This is a genomic window from Paenibacillus sambharensis (assembly GCF_003233845.1).
Classification (GTDB): domain Bacteria; phylum Bacillota; class Bacilli; order Paenibacillales; family Paenibacillaceae; genus Paenibacillus_I; species Paenibacillus_I sambharensis.
This window is the reverse complement of sequence record NZ_QKRB01000055.1, coordinates 39,246-62,174: the sequence shown is the minus strand read 5'-3', so window position 1 is coordinate 62,174 and position 22,929 is coordinate 39,246. Positions and strand designations below refer to the sequence as shown.

Annotated in this window: 21 protein-coding genes; 16 read left to right on the top strand and 5 right to left on the bottom strand. The window is 54.4% G+C overall.

Going from position 1 to position 22,929, the window contains the following annotated elements:
* Positions 1–46: 46 nt before the first annotated feature.
* A complete protein-coding gene (locus DNH61_RS20265) occupies positions 47–3,055 on the top strand; it encodes an efflux RND transporter permease subunit (protein ID WP_111148654.1) in 3,009 nt (1,002 codons plus the stop codon).
* 103 nt (positions 3,056–3,158) lie between these two features.
* Here DNH61_RS20265 and DNH61_RS20260 read toward each other — a convergent pair whose 3' ends face one another.
* From DNH61_RS20260 to DNH61_RS20250, 3 genes are all read right to left on the bottom strand, one after another.
* Positions 3,159–3,809, bottom strand: a complete 651-nt coding sequence (locus DNH61_RS20260) for a YktB family protein (protein ID WP_111148653.1) — start codon at positions 3,807–3,809, stop codon at positions 3,159–3,161.
* Positions 3,810–3,897: 88 nt separating this feature from the next.
* Positions 3,898–4,578: a response regulator transcription factor gene (locus DNH61_RS20255; protein WP_111148652.1), complete on the bottom strand. Its 681-nt coding sequence runs from the start codon at positions 4,576–4,578 to the stop codon at positions 3,898–3,900.
* Entirely contained in the window at positions 4,575–5,738 is a 1,164-nt protein-coding gene (locus tag DNH61_RS20250) for a sensor histidine kinase (protein ID WP_111148651.1), read from the bottom strand. Before DNH61_RS20250 ends, DNH61_RS20255 begins: the two co-directional genes overlap by 4 nt.
* A 207-nt stretch (positions 5,739–5,945) precedes the next feature.
* Here DNH61_RS20250 and DNH61_RS20245 point away from each other — a divergent pair, with 207 nt between their 5' ends.
* The 5 genes from DNH61_RS20245 to gndA all read left to right on the top strand — a co-directional run bounded on the left by DNH61_RS20245 (position 5,946) and on the right by gndA (position 11,830).
* Complete coding sequence (locus DNH61_RS20245; protein ID WP_111148650.1) at positions 5,946–6,887, top strand: ABC transporter ATP-binding protein; 942 nt, start codon at positions 5,946–5,948, stop codon at positions 6,885–6,887.
* A gap of 53 nt (positions 6,888–6,940) precedes the next feature.
* Positions 6,941–8,074, top strand: coding sequence for an ABC transporter permease (locus DNH61_RS20240; protein WP_111148649.1), 1,134 nt, complete (start codon positions 6,941–6,943; stop codon positions 8,072–8,074).
* Complete coding sequence (locus DNH61_RS20235) at positions 8,075–9,229, top strand: ABC transporter permease (RefSeq protein ID WP_111148648.1); 1,155 nt, start codon at positions 8,075–8,077, stop codon at positions 9,227–9,229.
* Positions 9,230–9,470: 241 nt separating this feature from the next.
* Positions 9,471–10,067, top strand: coding sequence for a hypothetical protein (locus DNH61_RS20230; RefSeq protein WP_111148647.1), 597 nt, complete (start codon positions 9,471–9,473; stop codon positions 10,065–10,067).
* A 338-nt stretch (positions 10,068–10,405) separates the two neighbouring features.
* Positions 10,406–11,830 carry an NADP-dependent phosphogluconate dehydrogenase gene (gndA, locus tag DNH61_RS20220; RefSeq protein ID WP_111148645.1) on the top strand — a complete coding sequence of 475 codons (1,425 nt, stop codon included), beginning with the start codon at positions 10,406–10,408 and terminating at the stop codon, positions 11,828–11,830.
* On the opposite strand, the gene DNH61_RS20215 is transcribed toward gndA, so the two are convergent.
* Positions 11,827–12,114, bottom strand: a complete 288-nt coding sequence (locus DNH61_RS20215) for a hypothetical protein (protein WP_111148644.1) — start codon at positions 12,112–12,114, stop codon at positions 11,827–11,829. The two genes, gndA and DNH61_RS20215, sit on opposite strands and share 4 nt — an antisense overlap.
* A gap of 146 nt (positions 12,115–12,260) precedes the next feature.
* On the opposite strand from DNH61_RS20215, the gene DNH61_RS20210 reads away from it, so the two are divergent.
* The 6 genes from DNH61_RS20210 to ptsP all read left to right on the top strand — a co-directional run bounded on the left by DNH61_RS20210 (position 12,261) and on the right by ptsP (position 19,229).
* A complete protein-coding gene (locus tag DNH61_RS20210) occupies positions 12,261–12,794 on the top strand; it encodes a shikimate kinase (protein ID WP_111148643.1) in 534 nt (177 codons plus the stop codon).
* A gap of 57 nt (positions 12,795–12,851) precedes the next feature.
* Entirely contained in the window at positions 12,852–14,147 is a 1,296-nt protein-coding gene (gene aroA, locus DNH61_RS20205) for a 3-phosphoshikimate 1-carboxyvinyltransferase (protein WP_111148642.1), read from the top strand.
* Between the two features lie 35 nt (positions 14,148–14,182).
* Positions 14,183–14,617, top strand: a complete 435-nt coding sequence (locus tag DNH61_RS20200) for a CoA-binding protein (protein ID WP_111148641.1) — start codon at positions 14,183–14,185, stop codon at positions 14,615–14,617.
* 104 nt (positions 14,618–14,721) lie between these two features.
* Complete coding sequence (locus DNH61_RS20195) at positions 14,722–15,447, top strand: hypothetical protein (protein ID WP_111148640.1); 726 nt, start codon at positions 14,722–14,724, stop codon at positions 15,445–15,447.
* 177 nt (positions 15,448–15,624) lie between these two features.
* A complete protein-coding gene (locus DNH61_RS20190; RefSeq protein ID WP_111148838.1) occupies positions 15,625–17,469 on the top strand; it encodes a glucose PTS transporter subunit IIA in 1,845 nt (614 codons plus the stop codon).
* Positions 17,466–19,229: a phosphoenolpyruvate--protein phosphotransferase gene (gene ptsP, locus DNH61_RS20185; RefSeq protein ID WP_111148639.1), complete on the top strand. Its 1,764-nt coding sequence runs from the start codon at positions 17,466–17,468 to the stop codon at positions 19,227–19,229. The genes DNH61_RS20190 and ptsP overlap by 4 nt, the downstream gene beginning before the upstream one ends.
* A 98-nt stretch (positions 19,230–19,327) precedes the next feature.
* Here the strand turns inward: ptsP and DNH61_RS20180 are convergent, their stop codons facing one another.
* A complete protein-coding gene (locus DNH61_RS20180; protein WP_111148638.1) occupies positions 19,328–19,855 on the bottom strand; it encodes a type 1 glutamine amidotransferase domain-containing protein in 528 nt (175 codons plus the stop codon).
* A gap of 85 nt (positions 19,856–19,940) precedes the next feature.
* Between DNH61_RS20180 and DNH61_RS20175 the strand changes: the two genes are divergently transcribed.
* From DNH61_RS20175 to DNH61_RS20160, 4 genes are all read left to right on the top strand, one after another.
* Positions 19,941–20,384: a VanZ family protein gene (locus tag DNH61_RS20175; RefSeq protein WP_111148637.1), complete on the top strand. Its 444-nt coding sequence runs from the start codon at positions 19,941–19,943 to the stop codon at positions 20,382–20,384.
* 151 nt (positions 20,385–20,535) lie between these two features.
* A complete protein-coding gene (locus DNH61_RS20170) occupies positions 20,536–20,940 on the top strand; it encodes a hypothetical protein (protein WP_342771471.1) in 405 nt (134 codons plus the stop codon).
* Positions 20,941–21,066: 126 nt separating this feature from the next.
* A complete protein-coding gene (gene ccpA / locus DNH61_RS20165) occupies positions 21,067–22,074 on the top strand; it encodes a catabolite control protein A (protein WP_111148635.1) in 1,008 nt (335 codons plus the stop codon).
* A gap of 132 nt (positions 22,075–22,206) precedes the next feature.
* Complete coding sequence (locus tag DNH61_RS20160; RefSeq protein ID WP_111148634.1) at positions 22,207–22,908, top strand: 5'-methylthioadenosine/adenosylhomocysteine nucleosidase; 702 nt, start codon at positions 22,207–22,209, stop codon at positions 22,906–22,908.
* The last annotated feature ends 21 nt before the right edge of the window (positions 22,909–22,929 follow it).

The following is a 22,929-nucleotide window of genomic DNA, read 5'->3' as shown; positions in this document are numbered from 1 at the left end:
GACCATACATAACGGATTTGGAAAGAGTGAGAGGGGATAGCTTAGTATGAGCTGGTTAACAAAGTGGTCTTTCAAGAACAAGGCAGCGATGTCACTGGTTGTGGTGATGTCGCTTGTCGCGGGAGTATTCAGTTATCTGATGCTGCCGATGGAATTTCTCCCGGAGGCAGATAATCCTTCCGTAACGGTTACTACGATCGGTCCGGGCTACGATGCGAAGTCGATGGAGACGGGGGTGACTGCTCCGATCGAGGAGGCAGTAAGCCTCATCAAAGGAAAGACGGACATGTATTCCACATCCGGCGACGGTTTCTCGCAGGTGAACATCATGTTTGATTCCAAGACGGATATGAAGCAGGCGGCAGCGGATGTGGAGAAGGCAGTAAACGCTGTGGCACTTCCTGAGCGGGTATCACAGCCTTATGTTGTACAGCTGAATACCTCGATGATCCCAATCTCCTGGGTGACCATTGTATTTGATGAAAGCTTAAGCGATGCGGCCAGGCAGGAGCTCGAGTCGAAAGTAATGGAAGAGCTGCAGCAGATTGAAGGCGCGGGTCAGGTGCAGCTCAGCGGCAAAACGCAGCCCTCTGTGTCGGTAACGGCTGATCCGGGAAAGCTTGCTGAATTCGGTGTGCCATTTCAGGCTCTAATGGGTGTTCTACAGGGGAGGGATCTGTCGGCGTCAATCGGGGAGAGAACGATCTCAGGAGCCTCCGGCAATGTGAAGGTTGTCTCCGATGTGCCGGATGCGGCGACACTTGCCAAACTGCCGGTAGCCCCGGGTGTAACACTGGACCAGGTTGCCAAGGTAGCGGTTACGAATGAGCAGGATGCGGTGACCCGGATCGACGGGCAGAACGCGCTTCTGGTTACGATATCCAAGGGCCTTAACGCCAATGCGGTTGCTGTCGGCAAGGATGTCGAGGAGACAGCTGCCAGGCTGACGAAAGAGCTGGATGGGGTGCAGGTTAAGGTGCTGCTCAGCACAGCTGATCAGGTCGTCCACTCCGTGAACAGCATGATTCGCGAGGTGCTGCTCGGCGCACTGTTCGCCACCATCGTGATTCTGCTCTTCATGCGGAACTTCCGGGCGACAATCGTTACGATTGTGTCTATTCCGTTATCACTGGGCATCACCTTGTATCTGCTTCACCTGTCCGGTGTGACGCTGAATATCATTACGCTCGGAGGGGTGGCTGTTGCGGTCGGCCGTCTGGTGGATGACAGCATCGTGGTGATTGAAAATATATACCGCAGGCTTCAGAAAGAAGCCTTCTCGATCACCCTGGTGACCGATGCCACCAAAGAAGTGGCGACAGCGATAACATCGTCCACGCTGACGACAGTGGCCGTATTCCTGCCGATGGGCCTGCTGCGCGGCTCGCTGCAGTCATTCCTGCTGCCTTTCGCGCTTACGGTCTCCTATTCGCTGCTTGCTTCGCTGCTGGTCGCGCTGACCGTTGTACCGCTGCTGAGTGCCATGTTCCTGAAGAATACGACGCTTAAGGAGCATGAGCCATCCCGGCGTTTTACAGCGTTTCTGTCCTGGAACCTGAACCGGAAATGGCTGCCGCTTACGCTTGCCAGTCTGCTGTTCATCGGGTCGATTGCCGGCTATGTGCTGCTTCCTAAGGGAGCGCTTGATACTTCGAGTGCAGAGTCGCTTCTCATTAAGCTGGAATACCCGGCTGAGACACCGCAAGAGAAGGTGGCTGCGGAAGGTGCAAGGCTTGAAGCGTTCCTGATTGACCAGCCTGAGCGCGAGTGGCTGGCGATGTCGCTCGGGAATAGTGAAGAAAGTGCCAAGATGGGTTCGGTTGGCTCGTCCACGCTGATTACCTACCAATTGTCAGTGACCAAGGGCGCAGAGGCCGACAAGCTGATTGAACGTATACAAGGGCAGGCAGGCGAGTATCCGGGAGCAGAGCTAACCGCAAGCGCCATGAGCATGATGTCAGGTGGCAGCTCAAGCGATGTCTATATTGATGTGACGGGCGGAACTGAGGAAGCAAGGTCTGAAGCGGCCGCACGAATTACAGAGAAAATCAAAAACGTCGACGGCGTGCTGAAGGTCAAGACAAATCAGGAGCAGAAGAAGTCGGTGTATACCTTCGAGGTTGATCCGGTCAAGGCTCAAGCGGCGGACATTGCGCTGCAGCTTCAGGGGATGCTGAACCGGATGCCGATCGGAACGCTTCAGACGGAGACAGCTGCGATGGATGTATTCCTTGAGCCGGTGGTGAACCCCAAAACGGAGAGCGAGCTTGGCAAGCTAATGGTGATGACAGGCGAAGGCCCGGCACCGGTCCAATCGGTCGCTAAGCTTGTCCGGTCGGAAGAGCCAAGCACATACTACCATAAGAACGGTGAGACGTATATCCGCGTTACAGCAGCAGCTGATCCTGAGAAACTGTCTATCGTGGGTGCAGCGATTACTAAAGCGGTGGATGAAGTGGAGCTGCCAGCGGGCGTTAAGCTTCTGAGCGGTGGGGCCTCTGCCGAGCAGGCGAGCGATTTTGCCCAGCTGGGTATGACAGCGCTGGTGTCGATTATGATTGTATACCTCATCATGGTGGTCACATTCCGGACGCTGCGCGCGCCTTTGGCCATTCTGTTCTCGCTCCCGCTGGCTGCAATCGGAGCGGTACTGGGCTTGATGATCAGCGGTGTTACGCCTGACTTTACCGCGGCGTTCGGTGCCCTGATGCTGATCGGTGTCGTTGTGACGAATGCCATCGTGCTGATTGACCGGGTGAAGCAGAACGAGGAGACAATGACGATCCGTGAAGCACTGCTGGAAGCTGCCGGTACACGGATGCGGCCGATCCTGATGACGGCCATCGCAACTATCTGTGCCATGCTGCCGCTCGTGTTCGGCACATCGGAGAGCGGCAGCATCGTGTCGCAATCGCTGGCAATTGTCGTCATCGGCGGTCTTGCGGTCGCAACGTTGCTGACCTTGGTCATCGTGCCTGTTATTTATGAATTAATGTACTTCCGCCAATCAGGCAAGCAGCGCCGGGAGCAGAAGATCGAGCGCTTGGCGGCATAACGGAACACAAGAAGAACCTCCTGTCATGAGAGCAGGAGGTTCTTCTTTATGCGGGCATCGTCAACAGGCAAGCTGCCTGTCTAGTCCCTCGCAGCCTCGCAGTCTAGAACGACATGCGGTACAGCGGCATCAAGGTTTCGAAGGTTTCCTCCGCCTTGGCGATTAGCGCTTCACCGTCTGCAGCCAGGGGATCGTCACGTTTGATGTGAATGCCGCACAGAATTTCCGAGGCTTTGACCGTCTGCAGGCGCTGAATCAGGCTGGTCAGCTCGTCCTCCTGCATGCTGCTGTGCGGGGTGGCATCGGGAATGGTATGATCACCTGACCATACGTAATGTCCCGGCACCAGACTGCGGACTTCATCCAGCTTATCCAGCGCATGAGCGGCAAATGCTCCTTTGTTGACCGCTTCATAGATGATGGCAAACTGAATGAATAGGTGGGTATCGAACATGCCGATCTGAAAATGCGGATGGGCCTTGTAGCCCCGCTTGTTATTGGCAAATGCCACCCAGGTGTCCTTGGGCGGATTGATCGTGCGGCGGGCATGCTTGGCCACATGGGCAAACATTTCTTCCCCGCACTGCATGCTGAGGAATGGGGCCAGCCGGTCGCCCAGCACATGAAGCTTGGGGCGGACACGGGCGATAAGCGCCTCCATACGAGCCTCAAGACCGGGAATGGTAAATACGTCAAAGTCCTCCTGCGTGAAGCCGGTAAACGGTACTGCTTCTGCTTCTGTTCTGCTATTCATGCTGTCACTCCTTATTTGAGTCGGCCCTCTGGCCGCTGCGGTTTGTTATGCAATATCGTATCGTCAATAAACACTTGAATCAAGCCGTTCACGGCTTCATCTTTAAATAAAATATGGCGATTTGCGTACGATCGCGGAGCTCCAGCTTGCTCAGAATTTCGGATATATAGTTCTTGACAGTCCCCTCGCTCAAAAACAAAGCGGCGGCAATCTCCTTGTTGGACTGTCCCTCGGCGATATGTCGTACAATCGACTGCTCAGCTGCGGTCAGTCCGAGCTCACTCAGGCGCTTGGCGGCATGCTGCTCAAAGACCGCATGCTTTACTACTGTCCCGGGAGCATCTGTCCGCACGCCAATCATCCCGGCAAGCTTGCGGGCGATGTCAGGATGAACGAGCATCTCGCCCTGATACACGGTCTTGATGCCCGCGATAATGCGGGAGGGCGGGACATTTTTGAGCAGATAGCCGTTGGCGCCGTTCCGGATTGCCTCCGCAATATAATCATCATCATCAAAGGTGGTCAGGATCAGCACGGCTGGCGGCCGGTCGAGCGCTTTCAGTTTCTTCGTTCCTTCCACACCGTCACAGACAGGCATCCGGATGTCCATCAGCACCACATCAATCCCCGCATGTCCGGCTGCCGTCCGGGCCGCCTCCTCGCCATCCCCGCATACCGCTGCAACATGCAGCTCAGGGTCCAGACCCAGGATTACCTTCAGGCTCTCCCTGATGAATGGATCATCATCTGCGATCAGCACATTGATCATCCTGTATGCTCCTCTCTTACATGGTAATCTGCTTGTTCACTGTAGGGCACGATCGATAAGATGCGGAATGTCGGTTCATACGCGATCTCGAGCCTGCCTCCGAACAAGGCGAGCCTCTCTTCCATGGCACGAAGCCCGAGACCGCGCCGTATGGCTTGGCCGTCAGGCACACGGCCGTTGTTGGCTGCTTCCATAATAATCGCATCGGGTGTGTACCGCACAGTGACGGTAACCTCATCTGCTCTGCCGTGACGGACGGCGTTGGTGATGGCCTCCTGAGCGTTGCAGTAAAGGGTATATTCGAGGCTTGGGTACAGCGGGAAAGGCCGCCCTTCAAGCCGGAAGAAGACCTCGATCTGCAAATCTCTGGCAGCTTCGGCAATCAGCCGGTCCAGCGCGTACTGCCGGGCTTGCTCCGAGCCGACAGGACGGAGCCTGCGCACGGTCCGCCGCATGTTCTCCATGCTCTCCTCCAGCTGGCCGCGGACCTGCTCCAGCATGGCTCGCCCTTTTGCAGGATCGGCATCCAGAAGCTGAAGCCCGGCTTCCATCATCATCTTAAGCCGAATCAGACGGTGGCCAAGATCATCATGAAGCTCGTGCGCGATCCGGTTGCGTTCCTGTGCCTGCGCATGCTGCTCGACAGCCTTGGCATCTGTAATAACCCGCCTGCGGGTAAATTCCAGCTCCTCCTGCCTGCGGCTGAGTGAGAGCAGCTCGCTATCCAGCCGCTTGCCCATGGCCTTACTCTCACGTATGACTAGCAGTAAGGAAGCTGCGGTTATCCAGGATACATGGGCTGACCACTGCAGTGCAGGCCCCATTCCATGTACGGCTGCAAACAAGGCAGCCCAGCCCAGAATGCCAAGGAAGAGCAGATACGAGCGGCTTCTTACATGCTGAAACGAGGCGATCAGACTAGAGAGCAGGGTCAGGAAGAGGACGCCGTCGTAAGACACCGCAAATATGCCATGAACCGCCAGCTCTACAGGAAGGAGAAGGGTGGCGGCAGAAGGCAGCAAGGCGATGAGGCGAACGAGCAGGAGCAGGCCTAGCAGGATGCTTATATAGATGCTGTAGTCCTGCAGGTCCGTGATAAGGACAGTTACAGCAGCAGGCAGTATGATAAGTGCATTGCGTACCCAGACAAGAATTGGCATGCTTTCCTCCGGTCTGTCTTAATCAATCAATTATACCATACGCTCATGCTTTCAGAAGCGAATATGACTTTCGTCATGCGAAGAAGGTGAGGATTGGTGACCAAGGGCAGCTGCAGCGGGCTCCGCAAGCCGCTACAATAACAGTAACATTATGCCGGGATAACGGCAGCGTGAAACGAGGAACGGGATTTTGAGGGGGGACTTACGATGGCGTTTGTGCAGTTTGAAGAAGTGGTCAAAACCTATGGAACGGCGATGAGCGTCAATCATCTGACGCTTTCCATCCGCGAAGGCGAAGTATTCGGGCTGCTTGGGCCTAATGGTGCGGGCAAAAGCACGACGATTCATATGCTGGCCGGTCTGCTGAAGTCAGACGGGGGCACAATTTCGGTGGATGGCTATAATGTGGCGAAGCGGCCGCTTGAGGTCAAGCGCAGGATCGGTCTGGTGCCGCAGGAGCTGGCAATCTATGAGCATTTTACGGCACGGGAGAATGTTGCTTTCTTCGGGAGACTGTACGGGCTGCGGGGGAGGGAGCTTAAGGAACGCGTAGAGGAAGCACTGGACTTTACCGGGCTACTGAGTCATGACAATGGCAGGCCTTCAGCCTTCTCGGGCGGCATGAAGAGGCGTCTTAACATTGCCTGCGCAATTATGCATCGCCCGAAGCTGATCATTATGGATGAGCCGACCGTGGGCATTGATCCGCAGTCGCGCAACCATATCCTGGAGTCGGTTCGGGCGCTCAACCGCCTGGGTTCAACCATTATCTACACCAGCCATTATATGGAAGAGGTTGAAGCGATAAGCACAAGAGTTGGTATCATGGATGGCGGAAGACTGATTGCGCTGGGTGACAAGGAGGAGCTTCGGCGGCTGACTGGGCAGGAGAGCAAGCTTATTGTTCAGACAGACCATAGCTCGGAGGAAGCGGTGGCAGAAATCAGACGGCACCCCCGCGTCAGCTCGCTGCGTGAGCTGGAAGGCCATACCCTGGAGCTGGGCCTTAGCGAGGCAGGCACTTATCTGCAGGACATTCTGTTCATACTCGGCAAGCACGGTCTGGCTCTCCTTAAGCTGACCCGCGAGGAGCCAAACCTGGAGAGTCTCTTCCTTCAGCTGACCGGCCGCTCTCTGCGGGATGGATAGGCGAAGCTGGTGACTTATGGCTGAGTTGCAAAGGAAGAGAGGGTGAGTAATCAATGAGAACGGCAATGTATTCCGCGGGGTATGAACTGCTGCGGATGACCAGAATGCGGTCAGTGCTGCTGCTGCTCTTCGTACTGCCGCTGCTGCTGATCTTTCTGCTGGGCTATGGACTGGATACAACGATTCGGCCGGTTGATGTTACCGTGCATGTCGGGGATAGCGGGGAGCTCGGCGAGCGGTCAAGGGAGTTCTTCGAAGCAGCTGCAGCAGGCGGGTTTATACAGGTGAAAATGGCAGCCTCCCAAGCTGAGGTTGAGGAGGATGTCCGGGCAGGGGCCAGCGATTACGGCATTGCCGTACCCGAAGGCTTTACAGAACAGTTTATGGCAGGCAGCGGGAGAATCGTGACCTATCCAGGCAAGCTGACTGAACAGAATCTGGCTGCCGAAACGATGCTGGGCAAGCTTACCGGACAGTTTGAAGCCGGATACCTGTCAGCAGCAATGGGCGTGAGAGTCCCCGAAGCGGAGAAACCGGAAGGCGGATATATACAGACAGGGACTATAGTGGCGAGCGGGTCCGCAGAGTTCGGCCCGGTATCCTCGCTGCAGTATTATGCGTCTGCCTACCTGGTTATGTTCCTGCTCTTCTCCGGAATGGCTGCTGCCATCAGCATGATAGAAGAGAAGGAGCATGGAACGCTGCCGCGTTTACAATCCCTGCCGCTGGCGCTGAACGCATTCCTGCTTGGCAAATTTATCGCTTATATTATAATCGCGGTCATCCAATCCGCTGTAATTGTTCTGTTTACCCGCTACGTTTACGGTGTGGATTGGGGAGGCAGCTATGGCGTCATACTGCTCACCGTTCTGCTCACTTCCTTATCGGCGATCTGCTTGGCGGTTATCGTTGCGTCGGTCGTAAGAAGCCGGAAGGCAGTCGAGTCGGTCTTCTCCATGGTGACCGTCATTATGACGTTCCTCAGCGGGGGGATGATGGTGGGATTGGGACCGGTAATCGAGACGGCGGGCCGCTTCACGATCAATCACTGGGCCAATGAACTGCTGAAGACGGTTATGACCGGCGGGGCATGGAGCGAACTGCAGCAGCCTCTGCTGGTGCTCGCAGCGATCACTGCCAGCGGTGTTCTGCTCATGCTGGCTAGAATCCGAAGGGCGGTGGCATAAGTGAACATTCTTACAATAGCCTGGGGTGTTATGAGACGGACGGCGGGAACGCGCAAAGGACTAATTACACTCGTGCTGATTCCAATTGCAGTTATTTCTGCCATTGTCGCCTTGTTCGGACATGCTTCCAGTGAACAAGCTGTTATTCTCGTTCGGAACGAAGATAACGGGTATGCCGGGCGAGCGCTCTTGTCGGCTATCGAAGACCAGCCTTTGTACGGGATTAAGTATACAGATAATAAGACACCTGAGCAGCTGCAAGCGGCAGTCAGTGCGGGCGAAGCAGATGCCGCCGTCCATATTCCGGCGCAATATACCAGCCTTCTCCTTGAAGGGAAGGCTGAAGAAGTTCAGGTATACCGCAAGAGTGAGCAGCTGTGGAATGCGGCTCTGGTGCTGGACCTGGAAGACGAAGCAGAACGGCTCGCCGCAGCGGCGGCAGTTGCTGCTGCGGCGGACGGAGAGGAAATTGAGCAGACCTTCGAGGCTGTACAGCAGGCACGCCAGGAAGCTGCTGTGGAAGTGGAAGCGCGGAAGGTCGTTATGGCACCGGACAGCGGCTTCGTGCTGGTGATCGGCATGATGATCCTGTTTATGCTGATCCTGGCGAGCCAGGCTGTAAGCGGCATCGTAGACGACCGGAACAACCGGACCATGATGCGCATGTTCGCTGCGCCTGTCCGTTCCCTGGAGATCGCCGCAGGCAACTTCCTGGGCTGCCTGATGCTTGGAACGCTGCAGCTTGCCGCAATTCTTCTTCTCGCCCGCTATGCACTGGGTTACGATTTTGGCGTACCGCTTCTGCCGCTGTTTGCCGTGCTGGAATGCTTCCTGATAACAGCCGTCAGCCTGACAACGGCAATAGCGGGCCTTGTGCGGAGCACAGCACAGATGAGTCATATGAATAATCTTATTGTCATACCGACCTGCATGGTTGGCGGCTGCTTCTGGCCGGTGGGCCTCATGCCGCCTTTCATGCAGAAACTGTCCTACTTCACGCCACAGCGATGGGCGATCAAGGCGGTAGAGGAGCTGACAGCGGGCGCACGGCTTGGCGAGATAGGCATGGAACTGGGAATATTGCTCCTGGCTGCTGCTGTCCTGCTGGCAGGCGGTGCAGCGATTCTGCAGCCTGCCCAGACAGCTTCTGCCTAATAATCACTGGTTTGAACAGGCCTGCTGCAGACAGCGGTTATGCCGGCGTATAAGGGATTGACTCCCGTCTTGAGGACGGAGCAATCCCTTTTTTGCACTTTTCTGGTAGGACAACGGCCTTTCGGGTTAAAAAATAGTCAATAAACCAAGTTGCCAGATCATAAAGTGAAGTATAAGATAAAAGTAAAAGCAAATTGTCAGAACATTTCGTCAAATCGTCCACTTTAGGGGAGGAATTGCCGTGAACAAAAGCTATGAGGTTGAATATTGCAATTTGGAGATACGATTTGACAGACGGCAAATTCATCATCTGGTCAAGGATCTTATCCAGGCGGGGTATTCGCTGTACTGGAGTGAAAATGATACCCAGTTCTTCGTATCGATTCGAACAGGACGCAAGCTTGTGAAGCTTCGATTTGAGAGGATCCATGACCGCTTCAAAATGATCGGCGACTACATTATAAAAGATGAGAAGCTGTCTGCTCTGCTTGAGAAGCTGATTAATGACGCACGCGGCCATGCGGTTGTGAAGCGGATGAAAGACAGGCAGATTGTCATAGAAAGCATTATGTTTGGCGAAATCATTCGATTAGTGGAGGTGTCCGGTATGGAACACAGAATCATCTATCAGAAGAAGACATTGATCACGACAGAGGAAATGATCAAGGCATTCCAATCCAAGCGGGCGGAGGAGCGGATCCCTGTCGTGCTGATTGAGCTGGATTATGAGCTGGCTTCCCTGCATGAGGCTGTTCAGGAGGGTCGCCTTGAGGATGCGGAGCAAATCAAGGAGAAGCTGTCGCGACTTCGCTGCGAAATGCTCCAGCTGGAGATTTGAGCAGCTATGATAATTAATTTTGCCAGCCGCCGGCGTGACTGCGGCCCAGCTATGGGCCGGGGACCCACAGGCGGCTTTTAACTTTTTGTCGCAGGAAATAAGAAAGGGAAGGGACAGGTTAGAAAGCAGCATGAAGGGAAGAGTAAAAAAGGGGACGGAGGAAAATATGATTCATGGCGGCGTAACCAGGGTAAATAAAGATTGTTTTCTATTCCGCGTTGATAAGTCGGAAAATTTCTGATAAAAAAAGCGAATAACGGTTTTCATCTGCCCTCAAAAAGAGTAAAATGGGGTTATTGTAAAAAATAATGATTCTAAAAAAGGATGGAAGAAACGACATGGCGAAACAGCAAATCGGTGTCATCGGTATGGCCGTTATGGGCCGGAATCTGGCGCTCAATATCGAAAGCAGAGGTTTCACAGTATCAATCTTCAACCGTTCTCGGGAGAAGACAGATGATGTGATGAAGGAAGCAGCGGGCAAGAATCTTCACCCTACATATACGATCGAGGAATTCGTGGAATCCCTTGAGACGCCGCGCAAAATTCTTATCATGGTACAAGCTGGCGCAGGCACGGATGCAACCATTGACGCCCTTGTTCCGCTTCTTGACGAAGGCGATATCATCATTGATGGCGGCAACGCATACTTCCCTGACACACAGCGCAGAAGCAAGGAGCTTGAGGCGAAAGGCTTCCGCTTCATCGGAACCGGTGTATCCGGCGGCGAGGAAGGCGCGCTGAAGGGCCCGTCCATCATGCCGGGCGGACAGGAATCGGCTTACAAGCTGGTTGAACCGATTCTTACAGCGATTTCCGCCAAGGTTGGCGACGATGCTTGCTGTACGTATATCGGTCCGGACGGTGCCGGTCACTATGTTAAGATGGTTCACAACGGAATTGAATACGGCGACATGCAGCTGATCTGCGAAGCGTATCACCTGCTGAAGTCGGTGCTTGGCGTATCGACTGAAGACCTGCACAATATTTTCAGCGAGTGGAACAAAGGCGAGCTGGACAGCTACCTGATCGAAATCACAGCTGATATCTTCTCCAAGTATGACCCGGAGACAGGCAAGCCGATGGTTGACGTTATTCTTGACTCGGCCGGCCAGAAGGGTACAGGCAAGTGGACAAGCCAGAGCTCGCTGGATCTTGGTGTTCCGCTGTCCATTATTACGGAATCGGTATTCTCCCGTTTCCTATCCGCGATGAAGGAAGAGCGTGTAGCGGCAAGCAAGCTGCTGAAAGGGCCTGAAACATCCGCTTATACGGGTGACAAGAATGCCTTCATCGAATCCGTCCGCAAAGCGCTGTTCGCTTCCAAGATCTGTTCGTACGCTCAGGGCTTCGCGCAGATGCGCGCCGCTTCCGAAGAATACGGCTGGAACCTGCGCTACGGCGATATCGCGATGATCTTCCGTGGCGGCTGTATCATCCGTGCGCGCTTCCTGCAGAACATCAAGGATGCCTATGACAAGGATCCGGAGCTTCGCAACCTGCTGCTGGATTCCTACTTCCAGAACATTGTGGAGAACTACCAGAACGCGTGGCGTGAAGTTGTGTCAACAGCTGTTGCATACGGTATTCCGGTGCCTGCCTTTACAAGCGCGCTTGCCTACTATGACAGCTACCGTACGGAGCGTCTGCCAGCGAATCTGCTGCAGGCTCAGCGCGACTATTTCGGTGCACATACATTCAAGCGTCTGGACAAAGAGGGAAGCTTCCATTTCGAATGGATGGATGATTCCGCAAACAGCTAATGCCGGATATCCTTAACCGTTTCGGTTAACTGGCTGCGGAGGCGGTTGATCTCCTGCTCGGCGCCTGGCCTGCGATGAATGAGAAGCATGGCGGCTTCGGCAAAATAGCTGAATGTCTTCAATAACTGTGGCTGCGGAAGATCCGATAATACCGGGTCTCCGTCAGCCACTTTCTTTTTGATATAGTCAAGCACCCATACGACATCCTCCTTGCACAGCGGATGACCGGGGTCTAGAATTTGACGCAATCGTTTGTCTGCTGGATGCTCAATGGGAAGGGACATGGCACTCACTCCGGGTTTACAAGATATTACCATCCATACGGCAAACAACTGAAATTTATACACGGTTTTATAAAAAAACAGATCGTTGCCCGCTGCTTTGCCGCTGTGGTATGATAAAGCGAATACTTAGGACCGGTGGTGACAGGATGGACAAACCCGACAAAATCGTACTGATCGGCTTTATGGGTACCGGCAAATCAACGGTTGCCAAGGTTCTGGAGGAGCGTCTCGGTCTCCCGGCCATCGATTTGGACGGGGCGGTCACAGCCCGGGAAGGACGCTCGATTGCCGATATTTTCGCAGCTAGAGGGGAAGCGTATTTCCGGCAGGTGGAATCGGAAGTGCTGGCTTCTGCAATGACGCACAATAGTCCGGCGGTGATTGCAACCGGAGGCGGAGCGGTGCTGGCTGAGGCTAACCGGTCCGTCATGCTGCAGTACGGCTTCGTAGCTGCCTTGAAGGCTGATGCGGAGCATATAATAGCACGCGTACGGCATGACCGGGGAAGGCCGCTTCTTGAGGGTGATGTGGAGCAGCGTGTGAGAAGCCTGCTCGAATCGCGACGCAGTGCTTATGATTTTGCACACTTAATCATTGATACGACTGCTTTAACCCCTGAGCAGGTAGCGGATCGGATACAGGAAGCCTGGTCGGCTTCAAAGGACTCATTCATCCGTTAATACCAGCGGAGTAACGTGTACATATATTTTGTTGATATCGAAGGAGATGCGATCGTAATGGACGTACTTGTAACCCCAACCCCCAAGCTGAGCGGAGAAATTCAAGCCCTTTCCTCCAAGAATTACACGACACGCTATCTGCTTGTTGCCGCTTTGGCCGAAGGAACCAGCACAATTTATTACCCGGCTCACAGTGAAGACAGTGATGCGATGCGCCGCTGCATCCGCGACCTGGGAGCGGTTGTAGAGGAAGATGAAGAGAAAATCGTTATTACCGGGTTCGGCGGAGCGCCGAAGGATGTTAAGGAGCTGAATGTCGGCAATGCAGGAGCGGTGCTTCGTTTCTTGATGTCCATTGCGGCTCTGTCACCTGAGGTTACGTTCATTAATGTCTATCCCGATTCACTTGGCAAGCGGCCGCATGATGACCTGATCGACGCTCTGCAGCAGATGGGTGTAGAAGTGGAGCATAGAGAGGGCAAGCTGCCGATTACGATTCGCGGCGGACAAGCCAAGGGCGGCAAGATTAAGGTGTCGGGCAGCGTAAGCTCACAGTTTCTGAGCTCGCTCTTGTTCCTTACTCCGCTGCTTGCGGAGGATAGTGAAATCGAAGTGCTGCATGATTTGAAGTCCAAGGTTGTTGTCGGGCAGACGCTTGAGGTGCTGGAGCAGGCCGGTATTGTCATTCATGCAAGTGAGGATCTGATGCACTACCGGATTCCAGGCGGCCAGACCTATAAGGCGCAGTCTTACACTGTGCAGGGCGATTATCCGGGGTCTGCCGCAGTGCTGGCGGCAGCTGCGGTTACGGAATCGGATGTGACGATACACCGTCTCGAGGAGAAGAGCAAGCAGGGAGAGCGTGCGATTGTTGATGTCCTGCGCATGATGGAAGTGCCGTTAACACATGATAACGGCGTTGTGAATGTCAAGGGCAACGGGAAGCTCAAAGCGCTGGAATTCGACGGAGACGCGGCTACAGATGCCGTACTTGCCATGGTGGCGGCGGCCGTCTTTGCAGAAGGGACTTCCCGATTCTATAATGTAGAGAACCTGCGTTACAAGGAATGTGACCGGATCACCGATTATCTTGCTGAACTGCGCAAGGCGGGTGCCCGTGTGGAGGAGCGGCAGAGTGAAATTATCGTTCACGGCCGTCCGGAGGGCGTTGAAGGCGGTGTTGATATTGATGCCCATTACGATCACAGGGTCATTATGGCGCTTACCGTAGTCGGCCTGCGTGCCAAGGCGCCGATCCGGATTCATGACGCGCATCACGTGGCCAAATCTTATCCGATCTACTTCGATCACCTGAAGGCGCTCGGGGCCAACGTAGAATGGATTGAAGCTTAACGCACACCAGCTGAATAGGAAAAGGAGTGAATCTGATGAGTTATGTCATGCCTTCACGCGAGGAGATTAAGGCGCTGCTGCAGCGAACGGATACGATTGCCGTGGTGGGCTTGTCGGATAACCCAGAACGGACCTCTCATATGGTATCGAAAGCCATGCAGGCCAAGGGATACCGGATTGTGCCGGTTAACCCGAATGCCGAACGCATACTTGGTGAAACGTGTTACCCGTCGCTGTCGGACATTCCGTTTCCTGTTGATATGGTGAATGTATTCCGCAGAAGCGAGCACTGTCCGCCAGTGGCCGAGGAAGCGGCTGCAATCGGCGCAAAGTCGATCTGGCTGCAGCTTGGCATCTACAGTGATGAGGTCGCAGAAACAGCGGCCCGTGCCGGAATGGATGTTGTGATGGACCGCTGTATCAAGGTGGAGGACTCCATTTTGCTGCCGGAAGGTAAATCCAGTTCCTAGCTTTGGATAAAATGTGCGATGAACTCCTACAATAAGAGAGGCTTCAAGTTGCCGGGACAACCGGATATTGGAGACTATTCCTCTCTTCAAGGAGGCTTTCCCGCATGTACCAGCAAAATTCGTTCCAAGGTAACCAATCGTTTGGCCAGACGAACAGATACCAGCCGGCTGGATTTGTTCAATCCCAGTATCAAGGACAGCTGAGAAATTCGGCAATCTCAAACCCGGTAACATCCCAGTTTGGTTTCCAAGGCGGAAACCAGCAGCAGCAGAACTTCAGCGGTCAGGCAACCCAACAGTTCAACCCTGGATTCCAAAATCCTGTAATCGCACATACGGGTCTGACTGCCGGCCAGTCGAACTTTGGCAGCAACCAGCCAAGCTTCGGCCAGTCCAACCCTGTGCTGAGCCACGCAGGTCTGACTGCTGGCCAACACCAGCAGCACCAGCAACAGCAACAGCAACAGCAATTCCGCCAGCAAACTCCTTCGTTCCAGCAGCAAAGCTATACAAACAGCCAGCAGCCTGTGATCTCCCAGCTGGGCTTCCAAGCCGGCCAGGAGACGCGCAGTCCTGTTAATCAGGTGTTCCAGAATCAAGGTACAGGCCAATCGTACCAATCATCCCAATTCGGCGGCGGCTTCCAGCAATCGCAGGGTGCGGTGACACCGCAAAATCCAGTCTACCGTGCAACGAATGCTCGTGAGCAGGATGGTCCGGTTATTCAGCATCTGGGCTACCAAGCAGGACAAACAACCGGATCCCAGTTTGGCCAAACAGGCGGCTTCACCGGCGGTTTCTCCAACACTGGTTTTCAAAACCGTTTCTAGTTAAGCAGGAACCTCTTTACGATGCGGCGGGCCACTACCGGTACCGCCGTATTTCTTTTGACAAACCCTGTGTGAACGCTTACCATCGTAATAGACAGTAAACAACCCGGCATATGCTGGGTTAGGGGGGAGAGGGTGTAGTTGATCGGCAATTTGCAGCAGTTCGGCAGAGCACTCATGCTTCCTATGATTGCCCTCCCCGCTGCCGCGGTTTTCCTCAGCCTGAGCCAGCTGCCCTGGGCATCATGGGGCATGGCATCCATGGCGCTGCATCTATCGCAATCCGGCGATATGATCTTCTACGTGCTGCCGTTCCTGTTTGCCCTAGGGGTGGCTATGGGACTGACCGGCAATGCCGGCTCGGCCGGGATGGCTGCTTTGTCAGGCATGTTCATTTATACGGCGGTGACGGGCTCCTATAGCGGTCTTGAGATTCAGCCTACCGTGCTGATCGGCGTCCTTATTGGCATAATGGCGGGGTACAGCTACGAACGCTTCAAGGAATTCAAGCTGCCTGAGTACATACAGTTTTTTGGCGGACCGAGGTTTGTGCCTTTGTTCGTCAGCTTTATGTCGGTTGCCTTCTCGATCATTATGATCCAAATTGCGCCGGCGGTGCAGGACGGGATGCTGCTGCTTGGCCAATCCGTGGAATCCGCAGGCGGCTTTGGTGTGTTTTTATTCGGCTTTGTGTACCGGATTCTTGTTGTTTTCGGACTTCATCATCTTGTCAGTCACGCTTTCTGGTTCCAGATTGGCAGCTATGAGACGGAAACCGGCTCCCTCGTATTCGGTGATCTGCCGCGTTTCTTCGCTGGCGACCCGGCTGCAGGCGCCTACATGGGCGGGATGTATCCCATTATGATGTTTGCTCTGCCGGCTATCGCACTGGCCATCATTCAGGAGGCGCGCGAGGATTTAAAGCCGAAGATCCGCAGGACGTTCCTATCGGCCGCCTTGTCATCCTTTTTGACAGGAGTGACAGAACCGGTGGAGTTTGCCTTTATGTTTGTGGCGCCGTTCCTGTATGTCGTGCATGCCGCCTTGTCAGGTGTTGTCATGTGGGTGACGTATGAGCTTGGCATCCGCCACGGGTTTTCCTTCTCGGGCGGTGCGTTTGATTATATTATCAATCTTCATTTGTCCACGAACGGCCTTCTGCTCATACCGATTGGACTGGCCGCCGGTGTGCTCTACTACGTGCTGTTCCGCTGGGCGATCCGCCGTTTCCGGCTCCCGACGCCAGGCCGTGAGGAAGGCTCGCAGCTTGATGAGTGGGCAGGTGATATTCCTTATCGTGCGCCGCTTATTTTGCAGGCTATCGGCGGCAAAGAGAATATTATTCAGATGGAGGCCTGTATTACCCGTCTTCGGCTGAAGCTGGTAAGCGATAAGCAGCTTGATATCAACGCGCTGCGCGGCCTTGGTGCGGCGGGTGTTATCCGGCTCGGCGGAGGCAATGTCCAGGTTGTGTTCGGCACGTTCTCGGAGCTGATTCGGGAAGAGATGGTCAAGGTGCTGAAGCGCGACCTCGCCAGGGTTCTGTTCAGTTCCCCTGTGCAGGGCAGGATGATGCCGCTGACCGAGGTGCCGGATGAGATTTTTGCTGCCAAGCTGGTTGGTGAAGGCGTGGCCTTCATGCCGGATCGCGGCGAGGTCGTGGCGCCGGTTCAGGGACAGGTGATCAACTTGTATCCGACCAAGCATGCGATCGGCATCCGGACGCCGGAGGGACTCGATGTGCTGCTGCACATCGGAATCGATACCTCCCAGCTGCAGGGAGAAGGCTTCAGCAGCTATGTCGAGGTAGGGGATGAGGTTGTTCCCGGCCAGCTGCTGATTCGCTTCGATCTGCTGGCGGTAAGAGAGCAGTGCAAGTCGCTTGCGACGCCAATGATTATAACGAACCCCGACCGGGTTCGCTCCTGGAGCTTTGCTCCTTTTAAAGGCGTCAAGAAAGGCCAGGCATCCGTTATGTCGGTCGTATTGGAAGAGAGCAATGGTGGAGGAGAGAGACGATGATGCAAGGGATAGGAGCTTCTTCAGGAATTGCCATCGGTAAATCGTTCGTGCTTCCGAATTGGGAATGGGAACTGCCGGATCAGAAAATCGATGTATCGGACCTGGCGAAGGAATTTGACCGTTTATACGAGGGGATACGTACCTCCAAGGATGAGATTGAACAGATCAAGGATGAGCTTGCGGAAGTAGTCGGCACAGAGGAGCGGAACATCTTCGATGCGCACCTGGCCATACTGAGCGATCCGGTGTTCATGAATGAGATACAGGGTATCATCAAACGCCAGTACAAAGCGGCCGAGGTTGCGGTAAAAGAGGCAATCGACCATTTTGTGACTATGTTTGATTTGCTGGATGACGAATATATGAAGGAGCGGGCACTGGATATCAAGGATGTTGGCAACCGGCTGCTGAAGCATCTGCTTGGTGCGCCGGAAATCACCCTGCCGTCCGATACACAGCCTTTCATTCTGGTGGCGCGGGAGATCTCGCCGTCCCAGCTTGCCCACCTGAATCCGAAGCATGTGCTTGGCATTGCCACGATCGCGGGCAGCACGACCTCCCATTCAGCTATCATGGCTCGGGCGCTAGGCATACCGCTTGTAGTAGGGCTTGATCCGCAGTTGGAGGAATTGATTGAAACCGGGGATTTCGTCGTAATGGACGGTGACACTGGCAGGGTAATTGTAGCCCCCTCCGAAGAGGAGATTGCCAGCTTTACGCAGCAGCAGCAGCAGCAGGCCGAGTACCAGAACCGCTTGAAGAGTCTGGCCGGTGTGCAGGCTATGACGCCTGACGGCAAAGAGGTGGAGCTTGGCGCCAATATCAGCTCCCTGAAGGAGCTTGAGGTGGCCCTTCAGGTAGGCGCCCATGGTGTCGGCTTGTTCCGGACCGAGTTTCTGTATATGGACCGCAACAGGTTCCCGCTGGAAGAAGAGCAATATGACGTCTATAAAACAGTAGCGGAGCAGCTGGCCGGCAAGCCTCTCATTATCCGCACCCTCGATATAGGCGGCGACAAGCAGCTGGATTACTTTGAGCTGGAGGAGGAAGACAACCCTTTCCTTGGATACCGCGCAATCCGCATATGCCTGGATCGTAAAGACCTGTTTAAGACGCAGCTGCGGGCGATTCTGAGGGCCAGCGCTTATGGGAACGTCAAGGTCATGTACCCGCTTATCTCGTCCGTGGAGGAGGTAAGAGCGGCCAAGGCAGTGCTGGAAGAGGTTAAACGCGAGCTGGAGCAGGAAGGCAAGCCGTTCAATCCGGCGATTGAGAACGGGATTATGATCGAGCTGCCTGCCGCGGTCAGCATAGCGGACTTTCTAGCGGAGGAAGTGGATTTCTTCAGCATCGGCACTAATGATCTTGTACAGTTTGCGCTTGCTGTTGACCGGATGAATGAGAAAATCTCGCATATGTACCAGCCGTTCCATCCGGCTGTCCTCCGCATGCTGAAATCGACGGTGGAAGCGGCTAAGCGGCACGGCATACATGTCGGCGTATGCGGAGAGATGGCAGGGGATCTGCGGGCGCTCCCGGTATGGCTGGGCTTGAATGTCGATGAGCTCAGCATGTCAGCGCATGCGGTTCTGCCTGTTAAGGAAAGGCTGCTCAGCACCTGCAGAAGTGACAGCGAAGAGCTTCTGGAGCGGCTGTGGCAGTGCAGAACAGCTGAGGAAACGATTCAGCTGCTCGAGGAGTTTAAGCGCAGTGCTGACGACATTCAGCGCACCACTGGAGCGGGACGCAGCCGCTGTTAACAAGTCTAAGAGGGACAGAAGCAGCAATCGGCTTCACCGCGTTCTGCGGTGAAGCCGATTGTGATTGTGTACTGAGATGAAAGCTGGCCGGATGGCGTTTACGCGCGGGCCTTAAGGGCTTCAATGAACGCCTTGCCATAGGGAGGCAGATCAGGCGGCCTGCGGGCTGATACGATATTGCCGTCTACAACAACGGCCTCATCGACCCAGGTGGAGCCGGCATTCTCCATGTCATCCCGGATCCCCGGTGTGGAGGTAACGGTACGCCCTTCAAGAATCCGTGCAGAGATGAGGACCCAGCCGGCGTGGCAGATTTGGCCGATCGGTTTGTCCGCCTCGTTCATCTCACGAACAAGCTGCAGCACCTTGGGATAGCGGCGAAGCTTGTCCGGTGCCCAGCCTCCGGGCACCAGAATGCCGTCGAAGTCAGCGCTCTCCGCTTCATCAAAGGAGATGTCGGCTACAGCCGGTACGCCATACTTGCCGATATGCTTTTTGCCTTTTTCGGGACCGGCGAAGACGACCTCCGCGCCCTCTTCGCGCACCCGGTAAACCGGATACCAGAGCTCCAGGTCTTCGAATTCGTCATCCAGCAGGCATAATACTTTCGTTTTGCTGAGTGTCATTTGGATTATCCCCTCCTGCGTATCATTGGTAATACGGTAGCCATATTGAAAACATCTGCTTAACTATTTTATCGAAGGAGCAATTATGAAGCAAACTTTAGCCCCCAAAAGAACGGGCGGTCGGCAGGCTTACCGGCCGCTGCGCTGGCTGGCACCTGCCGTGGTAATGGCCGGCATTTTCTATTTTTCTTCCCGCACCGGCGATGATCTTGGAGCCATGCTTCCTTGGTTTCAACGCTGGCTGCCCTTTATGACCGGCTTTGACTGGGGACACCTGGCCGCATACTTCCTGCTGGCCCTGTCCTTTGAATATGCCCTCGGGCAGCAATCCCTGCGTACAGCCGTAAAGCTCATGATCATCGTGCTCTGCGTACTCTACGGAGTTACGGATGAATACCATCAGTCCTTTGTGGGCGGCCGGACACCGGATATTCATGATCTGGTGAACGATGGCATCGGTGCTGCTGCAGCGGTTGTCTTAACTGCGCTGCCGCCAATCCGCAGGCGATGGGCCGCCCTGCTCAGGTAGCAAAAATTACAAAGCAGCATTTGAAGGAGTTTGTCGCTGTTCGGTCGAATACATTTAGCGTTGAAATACGGCTAACTAGCTTGCTAGGGAGTACCGGCATCGCCGGAGTCGTGTTTTGTTGTTATATGAAGGAGTGACCGACTTGCAGAAAATGTGTCCATGCGGAAATGACATGCAAATCAGGCTGCGGACCGTTATTTATTCCGGCAAAGTGGAGATCGATAATGTGCCGATCTACTCCTGTTCGGCTTGCAGCAGAAACGAAGTGTTTCCGGAAGTGAAACCGGATTTGACAGGGCTTATTGGGCAGTTAGGCACTAAGCCTGCTAAGCAAACCTTCTTGTTTAATGAATGGAACGAGTGGGCTGATGTGTTGATGGAGGCCTGCATGGAAACCAAGCACCCGGCTCCTGCAGAGGTCAGCCGTCTCCTGACGGAGAGGGTTGATGCGCTATTGGATATGTATTTGCTGGCTCAAACGCTGAAGGATTATGCCTGGAAGGAAGAGATCCGCAGAAGGCTCTCCCAAATCAGCGTTAAACTGCCCATTACATAGTCATCTGTTCCTCCGCCCGCCCGGTGCATTGCGAAAAGTAAAAAATTGTCGTATGATTAACGGTAATGATTTATTTTCATATATGACCGGCCCGAAACAAAATATGAATTAATGGAGAGAAGGAACGTGACGGTAACCATTTATGATGTGGCAAGAGAAGCTGGAGTTTCCATGGCAACGGTTTCCCGTGTTGTCAACAATAATCCCAACGTTAAACCGCAAACCCGCAAGAAGGTATACGAGGCAATCGAACGGCTGGGGTACCGGCCGAACGCGGTAGCCCGCGGATTGGCGAGCAAGAAGACGACGACGGTAGGTGTCGTCATACCGGATATATCGAATGCGATCTTCGCGGAGGTAGCCCGCGGAATTGAAGATATCGCGAACATGTACCACTACAATATTATTCTCTGCAATGCCGACAAGCGCAAGGAGAAGGAAATCCGGGTCGTTAACACACTGCTGGAGAAGCAGGTTGACGGGCTGCTCTTCATGGGCGGTACGGTAACGGACGAGCATCTTCAGGCATTCAAGACAGCCAATGTGCCGATTGTTCTATGTGCGACCACGGACGAACATGGCGTTATGCCTTCCGTCGACATCGACCATGAGGCAGCTGCTTATGACGCGGTCAGTGCCCTCATTGCTCAGGGCCACCGTTCGATCGGCATGATCAGCGGCACGCTGCAGGATCCGGCTAACGGCTATGCCCGTTTCCAGGGCTACAAGCGTGCGCTGGAAGCAGCAGGTATCGCTTATGATGAGTCCCTTGTGCGCGTAGGCAACTACCGCTATGAGTCCGGAGTGGAGGCCATGAAGTTCTTCCTGGAGAGAGACAAGCATCCGACGGCTGTATTCTCGGCTACCGATGAGATGGCCATTGGCGCTGTTCACTGCATTCAGGACTTCGGTCTGAAGGTGCCGGATGATATTTCCGTGATCAGCGTTGACAACACACGCATGGCATCGATGGTTCGTCCTCAGCTGTCCTCTGTAGCTCAGCCCATGTACGATATCGGGGCCGTGTCCATGCGTTTGCTGACGAAGCTGATGAAGAAGGAACATGTGGAGCATGCTCGTGTTACGCTGCCGCATGAACTGATCACGCGGCAATCCGTTGCTGTGCTGGATTAGACTTGTTACCCGGATCAATAGGCGGTTATATGAAAGTATAGGAAGAAGCTCCTGGCAGCAGGAGCTTCTTTCAACTGTGTCAGCAGCCTATAGCTTGGCGTGTACAATAAGACAAGAAGAGGAGCGATACATATGGCATACCAGAAGATTGGCATTATCGGAGCGATGGTCGAGGAGATTGAACTGCTGCATAAGCATGTGGAAGTTTCCGGTGTGATGACGAAAGCAGGCATTACGTTTACCGAAGGGACGCTGCATGGTAAGCACGTTATTTTCTGCAAGTCGGGTGTCGGCAAGGTGAATGCCGCGGTATGCACCCAGGGACTGATTGATCAGGGTGTGGACTGCGTCCTGTTTACCGGTGTTGCAGGCGCGCTTGATCCTGAGCTTGAGGTGGGGGATATCGTCGTATCCACGAGTTCGGTCCAGCATGACATGGATGTGCGGCCGCTTGGGTTCCCGCTGGGTGTTATCCCGTTTCAGGAGATTTCTGAGTTCCCGGCCGACCCGCTGCTGGTAGATGTGGCCGTACAAGCCGCAGAGAGCCATTTTGCGGGCCGTTACCGTAAAGGCAAGATACTTTCAGGGGACCAGTTCATTGCGAGCCGCGAGGCGGTTCGTACGCTTCGTGAGGAGCTGCAGGGAACATGCGCTGAGATGGAGGGTGCAGCTCTGGCGCAGGTATGCTTCATGAATGATATTCCGTACGTTGTGATCCGTTCCATGTCAGATAAAGCCGACGGCGGAGCGCCGGAAAGCTTCGAGACATTTACCGTACAGGCGGCGAACAATTCCTATCTGATTATCGAAACGATGCTGAAGAAGCTGGCTTAAAAACAGTGATCATAACAGAGG

What these genes read in the sequence shown, in the direction of transcription:
- DNH61_RS20265 (WP_111148654.1), top strand. Translation starts at nt 47, where the DNA reads ATGAGCTGGTTAACAAAGTGGTCTTTCAAGAACAAGGCAGCGATGTCA.
- DNH61_RS20260 (WP_111148653.1), bottom strand. Translation starts at nt 3,809, where the DNA reads ATGAATAGCAGAACAGAAGCAGAAGCAGTACCGTTTACCGGCTTCACG.
- DNH61_RS20255 (WP_111148652.1), bottom strand. Translation starts at nt 4,578, where the DNA reads ATGATCAATGTGCTGATCGCAGATGATGATCCATTCATCAGGGAGAGC.
- DNH61_RS20250 (WP_111148651.1), bottom strand. Translation starts at nt 5,738, where the DNA reads ATGCCAATTCTTGTCTGGGTACGCAATGCACTTATCATACTGCCTGCT.
- DNH61_RS20245 (WP_111148650.1), top strand. Translation starts at nt 5,946, where the DNA reads ATGGCGTTTGTGCAGTTTGAAGAAGTGGTCAAAACCTATGGAACGGCG.
- DNH61_RS20240 (WP_111148649.1), top strand. Translation starts at nt 6,941, where the DNA reads ATGAGAACGGCAATGTATTCCGCGGGGTATGAACTGCTGCGGATGACC.
- gndA (WP_111148645.1), top strand. Translation starts at nt 10,406, where the DNA reads ATGGCGAAACAGCAAATCGGTGTCATCGGTATGGCCGTTATGGGCCGG.
- DNH61_RS20215 (WP_111148644.1), bottom strand. Translation starts at nt 12,114, where the DNA reads ATGTCCCTTCCCATTGAGCATCCAGCAGACAAACGATTGCGTCAAATT.
- DNH61_RS20210 (WP_111148643.1), top strand. Translation starts at nt 12,261, where the DNA reads ATGGACAAACCCGACAAAATCGTACTGATCGGCTTTATGGGTACCGGC.
- aroA (WP_111148642.1), top strand. Translation starts at nt 12,852, where the DNA reads ATGGACGTACTTGTAACCCCAACCCCCAAGCTGAGCGGAGAAATTCAA.
- DNH61_RS20200 (WP_111148641.1), top strand. Translation starts at nt 14,183, where the DNA reads ATGAGTTATGTCATGCCTTCACGCGAGGAGATTAAGGCGCTGCTGCAG.
- DNH61_RS20195 (WP_111148640.1), top strand. Translation starts at nt 14,722, where the DNA reads ATGTACCAGCAAAATTCGTTCCAAGGTAACCAATCGTTTGGCCAGACG.
- DNH61_RS20190 (WP_111148838.1), top strand. Translation starts at nt 15,625, where the DNA reads ATGCTTCCTATGATTGCCCTCCCCGCTGCCGCGGTTTTCCTCAGCCTG.
- ptsP (WP_111148639.1), top strand. Translation starts at nt 17,466, where the DNA reads ATGATGCAAGGGATAGGAGCTTCTTCAGGAATTGCCATCGGTAAATCG.
- DNH61_RS20180 (WP_111148638.1), bottom strand. Translation starts at nt 19,855, where the DNA reads ATGACACTCAGCAAAACGAAAGTATTATGCCTGCTGGATGACGAATTC.
- DNH61_RS20175 (WP_111148637.1), top strand. Translation starts at nt 19,941, where the DNA reads ATGAAGCAAACTTTAGCCCCCAAAAGAACGGGCGGTCGGCAGGCTTAC.
- DNH61_RS20170 (WP_342771471.1), top strand. Translation starts at nt 20,536, where the DNA reads ATGTGTCCATGCGGAAATGACATGCAAATCAGGCTGCGGACCGTTATT.
- DNH61_RS20160 (WP_111148634.1), top strand. Translation starts at nt 22,207, where the DNA reads ATGGCATACCAGAAGATTGGCATTATCGGAGCGATGGTCGAGGAGATT.